This window comes from Stenotrophomonas sp. YJH_SMC_10, from assembly GCF_059371555.1.
In genome coordinates this window covers 45,707-61,073 of the sequence record NZ_JCAFUS010000014.1, presented here as the reverse complement: position 1 = coordinate 61,073, position 15,367 = coordinate 45,707, and the positions used below count along the sequence as shown (strand labels likewise).

General features: G+C 67.3%; 12 protein-coding genes and 1 pseudogene. 7 read left to right on the top strand and 6 right to left on the bottom strand.

The features are described 5' to 3' along the window. Nucleotides 1-6 precede the first annotated feature (6 nt). Both AC5P9C_RS16830 and AC5P9C_RS16825 read left to right on the top strand, forming a co-directional pair. On the top strand, nt 7-1,512 hold the full coding sequence (locus AC5P9C_RS16830) for a PepSY domain-containing protein (protein ID WP_343540775.1): 1,506 nt from the start codon (nt 7-9) through the stop codon (nt 1,510-1,512). A gap of 107 nt (nt 1,513-1,619) precedes the next feature. After that, complete coding sequence (locus AC5P9C_RS16825) at nt 1,620-2,960, top strand: RICIN domain-containing protein (protein ID WP_244483142.1); 1,341 nt, start codon at nt 1,620-1,622, stop codon at nt 2,958-2,960. 70 nt (nt 2,961-3,030) lie between these two features. Here AC5P9C_RS16825 and AC5P9C_RS16820 read toward each other — a convergent pair whose 3' ends face one another. Next, a complete protein-coding gene (locus AC5P9C_RS16820) occupies nt 3,031-4,164 on the bottom strand; it encodes an MFS transporter (protein WP_343540777.1) in 1,134 nt (377 codons plus the stop codon). An 11-nt stretch (nt 4,165-4,175) separates the two neighbouring features. After that, the gene (locus tag AC5P9C_RS16815) at nt 4,176-4,952 is read right to left on the bottom strand and encodes a DeoR/GlpR family DNA-binding transcription regulator (protein ID WP_049469246.1); all 777 of its coding nucleotides are present in this window, start codon (nt 4,950-4,952) and stop codon (nt 4,176-4,178) included. A 158-nt stretch (nt 4,953-5,110) separates the two neighbouring features. On the opposite strand from AC5P9C_RS16815, the gene smqnr reads away from it, so the two are divergent. Next, nucleotides 5,111-5,758 carry a SmQnr family pentapeptide repeat protein gene (gene smqnr / locus AC5P9C_RS16810; RefSeq protein ID WP_150827627.1) on the top strand — a complete coding sequence of 216 codons (648 nt, stop codon included), beginning with the start codon at nt 5,111-5,113 and terminating at the stop codon, nt 5,756-5,758. Nucleotides 5,759-5,761: 3 nt separating this feature from the next. Here smqnr and AC5P9C_RS16805 read toward each other — a convergent pair whose 3' ends face one another. Together AC5P9C_RS16805 and AC5P9C_RS16800 are read right to left on the bottom strand one after the other, a co-directional pair. Continuing rightward, nucleotides 5,762-6,436, bottom strand: coding sequence for a class I SAM-dependent methyltransferase (locus tag AC5P9C_RS16805; protein ID WP_343540781.1), 675 nt, complete (start codon nt 6,434-6,436; stop codon nt 5,762-5,764). Nucleotides 6,437-6,534: 98 nt separating this feature from the next. Beyond that, a complete protein-coding gene (locus AC5P9C_RS16800) occupies nt 6,535-7,914 on the bottom strand; it encodes an aminotransferase-like domain-containing protein (protein WP_495205217.1) in 1,380 nt (459 codons plus the stop codon). Between the two features lie 131 nt (nt 7,915-8,045). Here AC5P9C_RS16800 and AC5P9C_RS16795 point away from each other — a divergent pair, with 131 nt between their 5' ends. Then, a complete protein-coding gene (locus AC5P9C_RS16795) occupies nt 8,046-8,909 on the top strand; it encodes a DMT family transporter (RefSeq protein WP_343540785.1) in 864 nt (287 codons plus the stop codon). Between the two features lie 49 nt (nt 8,910-8,958). Here AC5P9C_RS16795 and AC5P9C_RS16790 read toward each other — a convergent pair. Then, nucleotides 8,959-9,883: pseudogene (locus tag AC5P9C_RS16790) on the bottom strand (LysR family transcriptional regulator). A 107-nt stretch (nt 9,884-9,990) separates the two neighbouring features. On the opposite strand from AC5P9C_RS16790, the gene AC5P9C_RS16785 reads away from it, so the two are divergent. Continuing rightward, entirely contained in the window at nt 9,991-11,508 is a 1,518-nt protein-coding gene (locus AC5P9C_RS16785) for an MFS transporter (protein WP_495205216.1), read from the top strand. A gap of 279 nt (nt 11,509-11,787) precedes the next feature. Here AC5P9C_RS16785 and AC5P9C_RS16780 read toward each other — a convergent pair whose 3' ends face one another. Beyond that, a complete protein-coding gene (locus AC5P9C_RS16780) occupies nt 11,788-12,192 on the bottom strand; it encodes a GFA family protein (protein WP_005415530.1) in 405 nt (134 codons plus the stop codon). A gap of 171 nt (nt 12,193-12,363) precedes the next feature. Here AC5P9C_RS16780 and AC5P9C_RS16775 point away from each other — a divergent pair, with 171 nt between their 5' ends. Together AC5P9C_RS16775 and AC5P9C_RS16770 are read left to right on the top strand one after the other, a co-directional pair. Next, the gene (locus AC5P9C_RS16775) at nt 12,364-13,338 is read left to right on the top strand and encodes an Lnb N-terminal periplasmic domain-containing protein (protein WP_049469258.1); all 975 of its coding nucleotides are present in this window, start codon (nt 12,364-12,366) and stop codon (nt 13,336-13,338) included. Further along, entirely contained in the window at nt 13,338-15,359 is a 2,022-nt protein-coding gene (locus AC5P9C_RS16770; protein ID WP_074726406.1) for an esterase/lipase family protein, read from the top strand. Before AC5P9C_RS16775 ends, AC5P9C_RS16770 begins: the two co-directional genes overlap by 1 nt. The last annotated feature ends 8 nt before the right edge of the window (nt 15,360-15,367 follow it).

Genomic DNA, 15,367 nt, shown 5'->3' with positions numbered 1-15,367 from the left:
CTGGCGATGACATTGCGATCCACCGCCAAGCGCTGGACTTACCTGGTGCATCGCTGGCTGGGCATCGGCGGATCCCTGCTCATGCTGCTGTGGTTCGTCAGCGGCACGGTCATGCTGTTCATCGGATATCCGAAGCTGACACCTGGCGAACGTTTGGCGGCGTTGCCGGCGCTGGGTGATGCCCGCGGTTGGCAGGGGCCGTCGATACTGCCTGCCGCCGTGCAGGCCGAACCGGAGAGCGTGGCGGTGACCACGCTGCGTGGCGAGCCCGCCTATGTGGTGCGTAGTGGCAACCACGTGGGGGCCTGGTCTGCATATACCGGCCAGGCCCTGCTGCCGGTCTCGGCACAGCGCGCCGAAGCATCCGCTGCACAGTTCGCGGGCGGCCAGGCCTTCGTGGGTGCGACGCGCGTGGAGGAGGACCGCTGGACGCATTCGCGCGCACTGGATGTGCATCGACCGCTGTATCGCGTCGAGGTGGGTGGCGCGCAGCCGGGCGACCTGTATGTGTCCTCGCGTACCGGTGAAGTCGTGCTGGACGCCCCGCATGTGCAGCAGCGCTGGAACTATGTGGGCGCCTGGCTGCACTGGTTGTACTTCCTGCGCATGCAGTCGGTGGATCCGGTGTGGACGTGGGGGGTGATCGCGCTGTCCGCGCTGTGCACGCTGGTGGCGGTCAGCGGCATCGTGGTGGGGGTGTGGCGCTGGCGCTTCCGTGGACACTATCGTTCCGGTGCGAAGACGCCGTACGTCGAGTCGTGGATGCGCTGGCACCACCTGCTTGGCCTGATGGCGTCCGCCTTCGTGTTCACCTGGATCTTCAGCGGGCTCATGTCGATGAACCCATTGGGTGTATTCAGCAGTACGGGTGAAGCGATCGATGTTGAGCACTACCGTGGCGGCGCGGTGGTGGTCGATGGTGCGCTGGGTGATCCTGCGAAGCTTCTGGCGGTGGCCGAAGCTGCCCGCTTCCAGCCGGTGGAGATCCAGTGGCGACGGATCGGTGGTGAGCTGTTCGCGGTGTTGCTGGACGGGCGGGGTGATACGCGCATCGTGTCCGGCGGCAATGGGCACCTGCATGTCGCACGGTGGCTGCCGACCGCGTGGTTGCAGCAGAGGGCACGTGCGCTGTCCGCTGCACCCATGCAGGGTTTCGTGGTGCAGCATGCAGCGGATGCGTACTTCTACCCGCGTGCGCCCGAGGCCATGAATGGTGCAGCGGTACGTCGCTTCCCGGTGGCAGTGGTGGATTTCGGTGATGCCGAGGCGACACGCGTCTATCTCGACCTGGCGAACGGCGATCCGTTGCTGACGATGGGGCATCGCGAGCGGGTCGGGCGCTGGCTGTTCTACTTCCTGCACAGCTGGGACCTGCCGGCGATGCTGCGCCAGGAAGGTGCCCGGTTGGTGGTGTTGCTGCTGCTGAGCGCTGCCGGCACCGCGTTGTGTGCCACGGCGACAGTGATCGGCTATCGGCGATTGCGGATGAAGCTGCGGCGCAGGCGGCGGTAGCATCCTGCCGCGAGCATGCCGTCTGTGAGACTATCCGGAGTTCCTGGCCATGAAGGCCGCGGCCCGCAGTCGATGTCGATGGCCAGGGAGTGCAGGGGGCACCGTACTTGCAGCGTTTCAATGGTGGTCCCTGGATAGGATTTCCACACAACGTAAATGGAGCAAGGATGAACTACGTTTCGATGGGTGTTCTCGCAATTGGAATTGCAGCGGCATCTGCGGGCGCGCAGGCCAAATCGTTCCCGCGTCTCTACAACCTCCCGACCACCACCACGGCTTCCGTGTCCAATGCCCTTCCGGCGCCGGGGCAGGTGATCCAGCTTTCTGCGCAGGTCGATGGCCAGGCGCTGGGGCTGTATCACATCCCGGGCAATGAGCAGATCGGTGGCTTCGTCGAATTCAAGGTGAATGGCCAGGCGGTGGGTAAAGTGCAGGTCAGCACGACCAATACACCAATGGCAGGTCTCGTTTCCCAGCTTGACCAGGCTTGCTACGCGGCAACACGCGATGTCCAGTTCTGTACGCATCGCTATGCCTATGGCAGCCCCGCCAAGGTTGCGGTGAACTACACCGTGCCCGCCGGCTTCACCACCGCATCGATCACCGCCACGTTCAGCGGCGATGGCCAGTTCTCGCAAGGTTCGGTGTCGGCGCCGGTCAACCTGCGTAACATTCCAACCTTCGGTGAGATCCGCGGCGCAGGCAACAAGTGCCTCGACGCCGAAGGCGCCAACACCGGTCCGGGTACCGCCATCCAAGTGTGGGACTGCACGCCGGGCACGCCGCAGCAGTTGTGGACGGTGAAGCCCAACACGTCGACCATCACCGGTGTGCCCAGCAACCGCGTACTCGATATCGTAGGTTACGGCACCAGTAATGGAAGCCGGATCCAGCTGTATGACGCGCACGGTGATTGGAACCAGTCATGGAAGTTCACCAATACCTCCATCGTCGGCGTGGGCGATAAGGTGCTCGACGCCATCGGCGCGTCCAGTGCCAACGGCACCAAGATCCAGCTGTATAGCAACGCGCAGACCAGCAACCAGAAGTGGGAGTTCAACCCGGCCAACGGTTCGATCGTCGGCGTTGGCGGCAAGTGCCTGGATGTGGAAGGTGCCAACAGTGCAGATGGCACGCGCGTACAGCTGTGGGATTGCACGGGCGTGCCACAGCAGCGCTTCGAGCTGGGTGCGGATGGTTCGATCCGTGGGCTGGGTGGCAAGTGCCTGGAGGCGGCCGATGGCGCAAGCCATGACGGCAATCCGATCCGCATGTGGTCGTGCAATGGTGGCGCCCACCAGTCCTGGCGCTTGGTCGGCGAAATCCGTAATCCGCAGACCAACATGTGCCTGGATGATCCGGGCCTGGGCAACACCAACGGCTCCAAGGTGCATATGTGGATGTGCCATGGTGGCGACAATCAGCGCTGGGAGTTCTCCTCGTACTGAGGTCTGCTGCCGCTGATTCAGCGTTGTTGAACCGCGGGCCTTCGGGCGCGCGGTACTTTTTGGACCTGGGCTACACCCGCAGCCAACGCGTGGACATCGCCACCAGCAACAAGGCCGTGGCTACGCCGACGAACGCGGCGATCAGGCCGAAGTGGTTGGCGGCAAAACCGATCAGCGCCGGTCCGGCAAGGATGCCGGCAAAGCCCAGCGTGGAAACGGCAGTGATGGCCAGCGCGCCGGGCATGCGGGTCTGGTGGCCGGCCAGCGAGAACAGTGCGGGTGCGATGTTGGCGCAGCCGAGGCCGACCAGCACATAGCCGAGCAGTGATGCCTGCCACGGCGTGACCAGGGTCAGCACCAGCACGCCCGCGGCGGCAAGCAACGCGCCGAACACGATCGCGCGCTGGCGGCCCACGCGTGCCACCAGTGCATCGCCGAACAGGCGCGCGACGGTCATGGTCAGGGTGAAGGTCACATAGCCGATGCCGGCGAGGCCGGCATCGATGCGGCGCACGTCGCTGAGAAACACCGCGCTCCAGTCGAGCATCGCACCTTCGCCGAGGAACGCGACGAACGCCAGCACGCCGATGAACAGCACGATGCCGTGTGGCAGGGCCAGCATCGGTGTGTCGTGCGGCATCCGTTCGCTGTGCCAGTACGACGCCGACAGCAGCATCACCAGCAGCATGGCGCCAACGCCGATCAGCACGGACGCCAAGGGAGGCAGTTGAGCAGACAGCAGCACGGTCATGGTGGCCGCGCCGAGGAAGCCGCCGATGCTGAAGAACGCATGGAAGCCGGACATCATCACGCGCCGTGCGTCGCGCTCGACGATGACGGCCTGTACGTTCATCGTGCAGTCCATTGCACCCACGGCGGCACCGAACACGAACAGCACCAGGCCCAGCATCCAGGCCGAACCGGCCAGCGCCAGGCCGGGCACGGTCAGGCAGATCAGCAGGCTGCTGGCGACCATCACCCGCCGGCAACCGAGGCGCGCGGCGAGCACGCCGGACAACGGCATCGCCAGCAGCGAACCGGCACCGAGGCAGAGCAGCACCAGCCCCAGCGTGGCGTCGTTGATCCCGGTGCGCGCCTTGGCGAACGGCACCAGCGTGGCCCACAGCGCGGTGGCGAAGCCGGGAATGAAGAACGCAGCGCGGGTCGCGTGCTGTTCGGCACGCGCGCGGTTGGCAAGGGACATGAGCGGTACGGTCAGGGGGGAGTGGGGTGCACCGCGATGCCGGCGGCGCGGAAGCGTGCCGCCAATGCGGGCGGTGCGGTGGTGGTCAGCACCAGGTCGTCGATCTCGTCCAGGCTGGCGATCTGCCAGTGGCCGCGGGCACCGAGCTTTTCAGTAGTGGCGGCGACGATCACGCGGCTGCTGCACGCGACCATCGCGCGCTTCAGGGTGGCTTCTTCCGCATCCATTGCCCACACGCCGGTGTCGCCGTCCACCGCGCAGGGGCCGGGCAGGTACACGTCGGCACGCAGGCGCTGCACCTGGGCCAGTGCTTCGGCACCGACCGCGCCGCCACCACTGGCCAGGCGGCCGCCGATCAGCTGCACCGAGGTGCCATCAAGCAGGCTGGCGGCGGTGGCGATCTGTGGCGCATTGGTGATCACCGTCAGGCCGAGGGCGGCCGGCAACTGCTGGGCGATCACCAGGTTGGTTGAACCGGCATCGAGCAGTACGACCTGGCCGGGTTGCAGCAATGCGCAGACGCGGGCGGCCAGCTCGGCCTTGTCGCCGCGGTCACGGGTCAGCCGCTCGCGCAGCGGGCGTTCCTTGGGCGGCGGCAGCACGGCGCCGCCGTAGACACGCTGGCACAGGCCCTGTGCGGCCAGTTCGCGCAGGTCGCGGCGGATCGAATCTTCGGAGACGGCATAGCGGCGCGCCAGCTCGGCGGCGACCACGCGGCCCTGCTGGCGCAGTTCCTCCAGGATCTGCCGGGTGCGCTGGGCGGGGAGAGGGCTGGGATCGGAGCTCATGCTGCGAGTCTGCACGTTCGTGCATCAACGTGCAATAACGTGCATTTGACCCGTGTGGACACAGGTCAACTGGACTGCCGGTGAATTGGCCGCGGCCGTGTCTGTGGATCGCCCCCGCGGCCCGGCATCATGGCGTGGCGTTTGGCAAGGAATCCACGATGTCCCCCACCGTTCACCGCAAGCTGCGCATCGGCGCGGACCAGTACACCGGCCAGAAAGTGGTCGACCAGCAGTTCCACGAGTGCGATTTTTCAGGCGTGGACCTGACCGCCACCGAGTTCATCAACTGCAGCTTCTACGACGCCGACAGTCGCAGCGGCTGCCGTTTCAACGGCGCTACGTTGAAGGAAGCCAGCTTCCGCAGCTGCGACATCAGCATGTGCCACTTCAATTTCATCAAGGCACTGGGCCTGGAGATCAGCGAGTGCCGTGCGCAGGGCGCGGATTTCAGCAACGCCAGCTTCATGAACCAGATCACCACGCGCAGCTGGTTCTGCAGCGCGTTCATCAAGAAGTCGAACCTGCGCTATGCCAATTTCTCGCGGGTCACGCTGGAGAAATGCGAACTGTGGGAGAACCGCTGGGACGGTGCGAACGTCAGCGGCGCCAGCTTCGCCGGCTCGGACCTGTCCGGCGGCCAGTTCGAGGGCATCGACTGGAACAGCGCCAACTTCACCGACTGCGACCTGACCAACTCGGAGCTGGGCGAGCTGGACCTGCGCAGCACCAACCTGCGCGGCGCCACGCTGGACGTGCAGCAGGTGGCGCTGTTGATGCAGCGCATCGGCATCACCGTGGTGCCGTAGGCATCACCCGGCGCACGCCACCCAGCCCTTGAAGCTGAAGCCTGCATAGAACAGCTCCACATCGTCGAAGCCGGCCTCATGCAGCAGCGCCACTTCCTGTTCGGGGGCCAGCAGCGGCAGCCGCTCGGCAATGGCGTCGATCGCGCGCCGTGCATCGGCGTGGGCAACGCCGGAGGCTTCGGCGAACGCGGCGTAGCGCTGCAACCAGCGCAGCTTGCCGGCCGGATCCTGCGGTACGCTGTGGTGGGCCACCACCAGCGGTGCGCCGGGCTGCAGGCGCCTGTGCAGCTCGCGCAGTGTGTGCAGCCGCTGCGCGGCGTCGAGGAAGTGCAGGGTCAGCAGGCAGCTGGCACCATCGAAACGCACGTCCGGGGCATCGTCGATGTAGCCTTCCAGCAACTGCACGCGCGACATCAGCGGGCCCAGTGTCTGCTCGGCCAGGGCCAGCATCGGTGCAGCCGGGTCTACGCCCAGCAGCTGCCAGCCCGGCTGCGCCTCGGCAAAAGCCTTCAGCTCCAGCCCGCCACCGGCGCCCAGCACCAGCACGCGTCCCTGCGCAGGAACGTGTTCGGCCAGCAGCAGGCGACTCATCTGCTGCAACGCGAGGAAGCCGGGCACCTGGCGCAGCGGTGCTTCGGCATAGCGGGCTACCGCCTGCGGATCGGAGAACGTGGACATGCGCGGATTCCTGCGGCGGGGACATTCCACTGTAGCGTGGCATGCAAGTGCATTTGCCGCGGGTCACTCCTGCCTGCGCTGACCGGCTTGCATCCAGCTCAACGCAACGCCCGCGCCAGCACCTGCCAGATCCGCGGGTCCTGGCACTGCGAGACATTGAAGCGCAGATAGTCGGCCGCGCGCTGCGACTGGCTGAAGGCGTTGCCTGGTGCCAGCACCACGCCCTCGCGCAGGCACCGTCGCGCCAGCGTCGCGGCGTCGCGGCCATCGGGCAGCTGGCACCACAGGAACAGGCCGGCTTCCGGCTGCAGCCAAGGGGTGATGCCCAGCGCATGCAGCTTCCGCAACGTGTGCCGGCGCGCGTCAGCCAGACGCGAACGTATCGACTGCATGTGGCGCCGGTAGCCGCTGTCGGTCAGCGCGATGTGCATCAGCTGCGAGGCCAGATGGCCGCCGCCGAAGCTGGTCGCCAGCTTCAGGTCGGTCAGCGCTTCGATCCAGTCGTGGCGCGCGGCGATGTAGCCACAGCGCGAAGCCGCCGACAGTGTCTTGGAGAAGCTGCCGACGTGGATCACCCGCGACAGCCCATCGAGCGCGGCCAGCCGCGGTGCCGGCAGCAGTTCGAAGTCGGCGAAGATGTCGTCCTCGACGATGATCAGTTCGCTGCGTTCGGCCAGGCCCAGCAAGCGGTGCGCGGTGTTGGCCGAAAGCACCGCGCCGGTCGGGTTGTGCAGGCCGGAATTGGTGATGTACAGCCGCGGCGAATGCGCCTGCAGGGCTTGCGCGAACGCCTCCAGGTCCGGGCCGCTGTGCGTGTACGGCACGCCGATGGCCTGCACCTGGTGCGCCTTCAGCATTGCGTGGTAGTTGAAGTAGCTCGGGTCATCGACCAGCACGCAGTCGCCGGGCTTGAGCAGGAAGCGGCAGAGCAGGTCGACCGCATGCGTGCCCGATTCGGTCAGCAGGATCTGCTCCATCGGTGCATCGATGCCGAGCGTGGCGCTGCGCCTCAGCAGCAGTTGGCGCAGCGCGGGCAGCCCGAGCGGGCCGGCGTAGTCGACCAGATGCATGGCATCGGCACGCGCCAGCCGACGCAGGCCGCGGCGCACGCCGTCGTGATACAGCCAGTCGCTGGGCATCCAGCCGCATCCTGGCTTGAGGTGACCCGGCGGGGTTTCCAGCGACTGCCGCGACACCCACAACGGGTCCACCGCGCGCTCTAGGCGGGGTTCCATCTCGGCCAGTGCAAGCGGTGCGGCCGGCCCACTGACGTAGAAGCCGGATCCTGCGCGCGCACTGATCAGGCCTTCGGCAGCCAATCGCTCGTAGGCTTCGACCACGGTGGAGACCGACACCCCCATCGCGGCCGCCTGTGCACGTACCGAAGGCAGGCGCGTGCCGGGGCCATCGGCCCGCGCGTTGATGCGGGTGCGGACGGCCTGGATGACTGATTCGATGCGGGTGAGTGGGGGCGGCATGGCGGACTGTAGTGGAAGTGTGGGCAGTACAGTTACTTGCGACTGTACTGGATTGTAGCTGGGCGCGTTCCGCGCCGGATGCTTCCATACAGGCTCCGCCAGGCGTCGCCCGGCACTTCAGGATCACAGGCGTGGAACGGTCGGCGAGTGGCTGGATCAATGGCTTCATCGGTGTGGTGATCTTCGCCGGCTCCCTGCCGGCCACGCGCGTAGCGGTGCTGCAGCTGGATGCCGGATTCGTCACGGCTGCGCGCGCCACCATCGCCGCCATGCTCGGCCTTGGCCTGCTGCTGATGCTGCGCCAGCCGTGGCCCCGTCGCGGCGACCTGCCGGGGCTGGTGGTGGTCAGCCTCGGCGTTGTGGTCGGCTTTCCGCTGCTGACCGCGCTCGCGCTGCGTCACGCGTCGTCGGCGCACACCATCGTGTTCCTCGGCCTGCTGCCGTTGAGCACTGCGGTGTTCGGCGTGCTGCGCGGTGGCGAGCGGCCGCGCCCGGCGTTCTGGTTGTTCTCGCTGCTGGGCAGCGCCTGCGTGGTCGGCTATGCGGTGCGTAACGGCATCGAGGCGTCCTTGCAGGCCAACCTGCTGATGCTGGTGGCCATCGTGGTGTGCGGGCTGGGCTACGCCGAAGGCGGTCGGCTGGCCCGCCATCTGGGCGGCTGGCAGGTGATCAGCTGGGCCCTGCTGCTGGCATTGCCGGTGATGCTGCCGTTGGCGGTGCTGATGCGCCCGGCCTCGTTCACCGCGGTGGCTGCCTCGGCATGGTGGGCGCTGGGCTACGTGGCGGTGTTCAGCATGCTGATCGGCTTCCTGTTCTGGTACCGCGGGCTCGCACAGGGCGGCATCGCCGCAGTCGGCCAACTGCAGCTGCTGCAGCCGTTCTTCGGCTTGGCGCTGGCCGCGCTGCTGCTGCACGAGTCGGTCAGCCTCAGCATGGTGCTGGTGACCGTGGTCGCCGTGATCTGCGTGGCAGGCGCGCGCCGCTTCAGCCGCTAGGAAAAAGGGGACGGAGGGGATTAAGTCGTTTCAGGCACAGCAGGACCGATTACGACTTAATCCCCTCCGTCCCCTTTTCCGGGGGAGCCGCGGAAAAGATGCGCAACGGCATAGTCGATGAACACACGCAGGCGTGCGCTGGGATGGCGCCCACCGGGCCATAGCAGCGAGAACTGCCCCTGGTGCGTCGGCAGCGCGGGCAGTACCTGTTGCAGGCGGCCATCGGCCAGCGCGTCAGCGGCGAGGAAGTCGGGCATCCAGGCCAGGCCCATGCAGCCGATCGCAGCGGCCAGCACGGCTTCCATGTTGTTGCAGGTCATCGCCGTGGGAAGGCGCGCCCCGGCATCGCCTTCAATGCCCGGCAGCTGCCACGGATGCAGCTTTCCGGTGGTGGGGTAACGGAAGCGCAGTGCGGCATGCTTGCCAAGGTCGCCCACATCGCCGGGAGTGCCGTGCGCCTGCAGGTAGCCCGGCGCCGCACAGAGGATGAAGCGAAAGCCCCCCAGCCGGCGTGCGGTCAGGCTGGAATCGGCCAGTTCGCCGCTGCGTATCACCGCGTCAAGGCCCTCGCTGACCACGTCGACGATGCGGTCGTTGAAGTCCAGTTCCAGCTGCACCTGCGGGTAGCGTTGCTGGAAGCCGGGCAGCACCGGCAGCAGGAAGCGGTAGCCGATGGTGGGCAGGCCGATGCGCAGCAGCCCGCTGGGGGCGTGCTGTCGCTGCGCCAGGTCAGCCTGCGCTTCGGAAAGCTCGTCCAGTGCACGCCGGCAGCGCTGCAGCAGCAGTTCGCCTTCGTCGGTGAGGTGCACGCGGCGGGTAGTGCGCTGGAAAAGACGCGTGCCCAGATCGAGTTCGAGGCGGGCAATGCGCTTGCCGACCGCCGAGGCGGACAGGCCGAGTACGCGGGCAGCACCGACGATGCTGCCGGCCTCGGCGGTGCGGACAAAGGCGAGCAGGGCGGAGATGGAGTCCATAAGGGGCATGATTGCGGAACATCTGGCCGCAATCAACGTCCATCGAGCCCGTTTTTCTGGAATAACGGCCTGTCCATCATCAATGCCCCTGATGGATGGAGGCCCGCATGGCCCCGGTTTCGATGTTCCCTGTACCTGCCCGCGCGCAGCAGCGTTGGACGCTGCTTGCGGTCTGCCTGGCCGCGCTGGCGTTGCCGTTGTCCTTCTCTGCCGGTGCAGTTGCGGTGCCGGCGCTGGCGCGTTCCGCGGCAGCATCGCCCACCGCGCTGGCCTGGGTGACCAACGCCTTCATGCTCACCTTCGGCAGCCTGCTGCTCGCGGCAGGCGGATTGGCCGATCGTTATGGCCGGCGGCGGCTGTTCCTGCTGGGCACGGTGGGCTTCACCCTCGCCACGGCCGTGGTCTGCCTTGCTCCCGCGCTGCTGTGGTTGGATATGGCGCGCGGATTGCAGGGCGTGGCGGCTGCAGCGGCGTTGGCATCTGGCACGGCGCTGCTGGCACAGGCCTGGCAGGGGCCGGCGCGTGCCCGTGTCTTCGCCCTGCTGGGCACCACGTTCGGCATGGGGCTGGCGTTGGGGCCCCTGCTCGCGGGCCTGCTGCTGCAGGCATTGGGATGGCGCAGCGTGTTCGCCGCGGGCGGTGTGCTCACGTTGGTGGCCTTCGGCCTGGGGGCACGCGCGGTGCCTGAAAGCCATGGCGAGCGCCGACCACTGGATATCGGCGGCATGCTGAGTTTCAGCCTGACGCTGGCGGCGTTGACCCTGGCCCTGCTGTGGCTGGGCGAGTTCGGCCTGCACGCCGTGCGTGTGCAACTGGCGCTGCTGGCGACGCTGTTGTTGGGCGGGGTGTTCGTCACTATCGAACGACGGCACCCATCACCATTGCTGGATCTCTCACTGTTCTCGCAACCGGCGTTCCTCGGCGTCCAGCTGCTGCCGGTGGCGACCTGCTTCGGCTACGTGGTGCTGCTGGTCGTGTTACCTCTGCAACTGCTGGGCGTGCATGGCCAGAGCGCGACGCTGGTGGGACTGCAGATGCTGGCGCTGTCCGCGCCGATGCTGGTCCTGCCGATGCTGGCTGCGCGTTGGGCGGAGCGCGTGGGAAGTGCGCGGCTGTGCACGCTGGGTCTGCTGGTGTGTGCCACCGGCCTGTGCCTGTTGTCGCGGCAGGCATCGCACCCGTCGCCCTCGCAATGGGTGCCGCTGCTGATGCTGGTCGGCGCAGGGACGGCGTTGCCGTGGGGCCTCATGGATGGGCTGTCGGTGAGCGTGGTACCGGTGCAACGTGCCGGCATGGCCGCCGGCATTTTCGGAACCGTTCGGGTGGCCGGCGAAGGCATCGCGTTGGCCGCGGTGACGGCGCTGCTGGCACTGCTGATCGATCAACAGCTGCAAGGGGCCTCGCCGGCGTCGTTGGCGCGTGCCGGTGCTTACCTGGCGAGCGGGTCCCGGGCGCAGGCGGCGGCGCTGCTGCCTGCGATGGGGGGCGAGCACTTGCGGCAGGTCAGTGGCGAGGCGCTGGCGACACTGCTGCGTGTACTGGCGCTGCTGACCGCTGCCTGTGCCGCCGTGTTGCACCTGTTGCTGCGGAAACGCACAGGCGCCTTGGTCGGGAACCGGGTGTAGCAGGCTCATCGCCGCCTCCGCCGTCATCCCGTTGTCGTGTCCCGCTCACGTCGCCTATGCCCAACCGGGCCTAGTCTTGATCGTCCCCGTCCCCCCACGGAGACCTGCCATGTGGCTGCTCGACCATCTCTGGCCCGGCCGTCGACCCCTTCCTCCCCCGGTCGAGGACGCGCCACAGGCACCGTCACGTCGGCCCTGGCTGAAACGCCCGGCGCGGGCGGGGCGCAGCGGCATGGCGCCCTGGCAGAAGGTGGCCACGCCGCCGCGGCGCACGCGCCACTAGCCGGTGCGGTCTGATGGGTGGTTGACCCCATCGCTGACCGGGATCACCCCCAGCGCGAATGGGTCGATGCCCTCCAGGCAGGCCACGTTGTAGCCGTACTGGTCGGGGTTGGAGCGGCGCCGGTGATGGGTGTAGATGCCGCACACGCCGCAGAAGTAGTGCTCGGCCACATGGGTGTTGAACTGGTACTTCTGCAGGTGATGCTGCCCGCGTACCACCTGCAGGCCCTGGCGGGGGACGCTGGCGGCGATGGCACCCCGGCGCCGGCACATCGAGCAGTCGCAGCGGCGCGGATCGACGATGCCGTCCGGCAGGTCGAGCAGCAGCTCGACCGTGCCGCAGTGGCAGGTGGCGCGGTGCCGGGGTTGGACCGGAACGCCGGCCACGGAGGTGATGCCCATCGTTGCTCCTGTGTGATCCATCGGGCTGCGGAGGTCGCCGCAGACGGTGCGCTGCGGTCCCTGAACGGGCCGTAGATGCCACGGTGAACCCGCTTGTGGCTAACTATGCGGCTTCGGGACCGCGACAGGATGCCAGTGAGAGCCGCAGGACGTTGGATGACAGGAAGTGCCATGGCGCTGGCAGCGTTGTGGGTGACCGGGCTGCTGGCCTATCAGGTGCCGGGGCCGGGCTGGCTGGCGACCACCGTGGCCCTGCTGTGGCTGCTGCTGGCGCTGTGGGCCTCGTGGCAGGTCGCGCGTGGCCGCAGCAGCCGTCGGCTCGGCCTGGCGTTCGCGGCATCGCTGGCATTGGCCGGCCTGTGGTGGCTGCTGCTCACCCCGCGCCAGGACCGGGTCTGGGCCGATGACGTGGCCCAGCGCCTGCATGTGGTGTCCTTCGACGGGCGCCACGTGGTGCTCGACAACGTGCGGGATTTCACCTGGCGCAGCGAAACCGACTACGACGCGCACTGGGTACGCCGCGCGTACGATCTTGACCAGCTGCGCTCGGCCGACCTGGTGCTGTCGTACTGGATGGGCCCGGCGATCGCCCACACCCTGATCTCGTTCGGTTTCGAGGACGGGCGCCACGTGGTGTTCTCGCTGGAGATCCGCAAGGAACGCGGCGAATCCTTCTCTGCGCTGGGCGGCTTCTTCCGCAAGTTCGAGATGACCCTGGTGGCCTCGGAGGAGACCGACATCATCCGCACCCGCACCAACGCGCGTGGCGAGGATGTCTATCTGTACCGCCTGCACGGCATGGACCAGGCGCAGCTGAAGCAACTGTTCGCCGCGTACATCGCGCAGGCGCGCGAACTGGACGCGAAGCCGGGCTTCTACAACACGCTCACCAGCAACTGCACCACCATCGTCTTCGACCTGGCCCGCCACATCGCGCCGCGCCTGCCGCTGGACTATCGCCTGCTGCTGTCCGGCTACCTGGCCGAATACGCACAGGAGGTCGGCGCGCTCACGCCGGGCGTGCCTTACGCCGAACTGCATGACAAGGGCCGCATCACCCAGCGTGCGCTGGACCTGGGCAGCGGCGACCACTTCTCCACCGTGATCCGCCAGGGCGTGCCCGGCACCGAGCAGGACCCGCAGTAATGACCCGACTCCCCCTGATCCGCTGGCAGCGTGCGCTGCCGGTGTTGTTCGCCGCCATCCTGCTGCTGGGCAGTAGCGGCTGCGCGATGGTCACCGTCAAGCAGGTCAAGTCCAGCGAATCGCTGGTCAACAAGCGTGCCGACGTGCTCAATACCGGCAAGCTCAGCCCGGCCGCGCGCGAGACGCTCAGCGCGGCGGGCCTGGACGAATCGCAATGCGAGAAGGACTTCCTGGTCTGCCGCAGTACGCTGCTGATGACCGATGACCTCAACGTCGAGCAGCGGCTGTCGGCGCTGTCCGAACTGTGGGTGAAGGCCGCACTGGCGCTGACGCCGAAGAAGACTGCCGCCGGTGATCCACCGATGAGCGACGAGGCGCTGGATGCTTGGCTGGAGGCCGCGCGCTACGCGTATGCGTACCTGTTCTACAGCGGCCGCTCGCCGTCCGACCGCGCCTTCGAGGACCGGCAGACGCAGGTGCGCGACTACTACAACTACGCGGCCGAGAAGGCGGCGGTGGTGCTGTTCGTGCGCGCGCGTGCAGCGGCACTGGCGGGCGAGGACTACACGAAGCCGATCTCGGTCGGCAGCTGGTCGCTGGCCTCCAACTACCAGCAGTTGAACCTGAAGAGCATTCCCGCGCAGCTGGTGCCGGCCGGTACGGTCAGTTTCGTCGGCCTGCGCAGTACCTATCGCCGTGATGGCTTCGGTGCCGAGCTGGTGATGGTGATGGACCCGCCCAAGCTGGTCGCGCCGGTGATCGCGGGCGATGGGCCGAAGGCGGAAACGGCGGCGGATGCTGACGACAACGAGCGCCGCGGGCGCCGCCATCGGCATGACGATTCGGTACCGGAATTCAGCGAGATGTCCTCGATCAACGTCACCGCGCTGCTGCGTTTCGAGGGCAGCAGCCTGGACGATGTGATGCGCACGCGCCGGGTCGAGCTGGATGCGTATTCGCCGGAAGCCACCGAGCGCATCAGCCTGCACGGCGAACAGGTGCCGCTGGCGGGCAACTTCACCGCCGCCTACGGCCTGTGGCTGGCACAGAGCGGCTTCGCCCGGCAGTCGCTGCGCACCCTGTTCGGCATGAGTGAAGGCATCGGCGAGCCGCACATCTACCTGATGCAGCCGTGGGATCCGAACCGTCGCATCATCTTCATGCTGCACGGCCTGGCCAGCAGCCCGGAAGCCTGGGTGAACCTGGCCAACGAGATCATGGGCGACCCCGAGCTGCGCCAGCAGTTCCAGGTGTGGCAGGTCTATTACCCGACCAACGCGCCGATTGCCTTGAACCGCTACGAGATCGCCAACGCGTTCAACGATACCCTCAAGCACTTTGACCCCAACGGCAGCACGCGTGCATCGAAGGACATGGTCTACATCGGCCACAGCATGGGTGGCGTGCTGGCGCGCCTGCTGGTCAGCGATTCGGGCGACGTGCTGTGGAACGACCTGCTGGCCAACTATGACCTGAAGGGCGAGCGCCTCAAGCGCGTCCAGAACAAGCTGGGGCCGCTGCTGCACTTCAAGGCGCAGCCGAACGTGGAGCGTGCGATCTTCATCGCCGCCCCGCACCAGGGTACGGACATCGCCGGCAACAAGGTCGGGCGCCTGCTGGGCCGGCTGGTGCGCCTGCCGCTGACCATCCTTGGCAAATTCGAAGATGTATTCCTGGCATTGGCGCAGGCCGAGCAACAGGAGGACGGCACCGCCAAGCCGAAGATTCCCAACAGCATCGACAACCTCAAGGCCAGCGATCCGTTCGTGAAGGCCGCCGCACAGCTGCCGATCGAAACGGGCCTGAAGTACCACTCGATCATCGCCCAGCGCAAGCCGGAGCTGCCGGTGGAGAAGTCCGATGACGGGCTGGTGCCGTACTGGAGCGCGCACCTGCCGGGCGCGCTGTCGGAAAAGGTGATCATTTCCGGCCACAGCGTGCAGGAGACCCCGCAGGCCGTGCTGGAAGTGCGCCGCATCCTGCACCGGGACATCGATGACGTGGGGAGCGGCACCCGGTAATGGCGGCC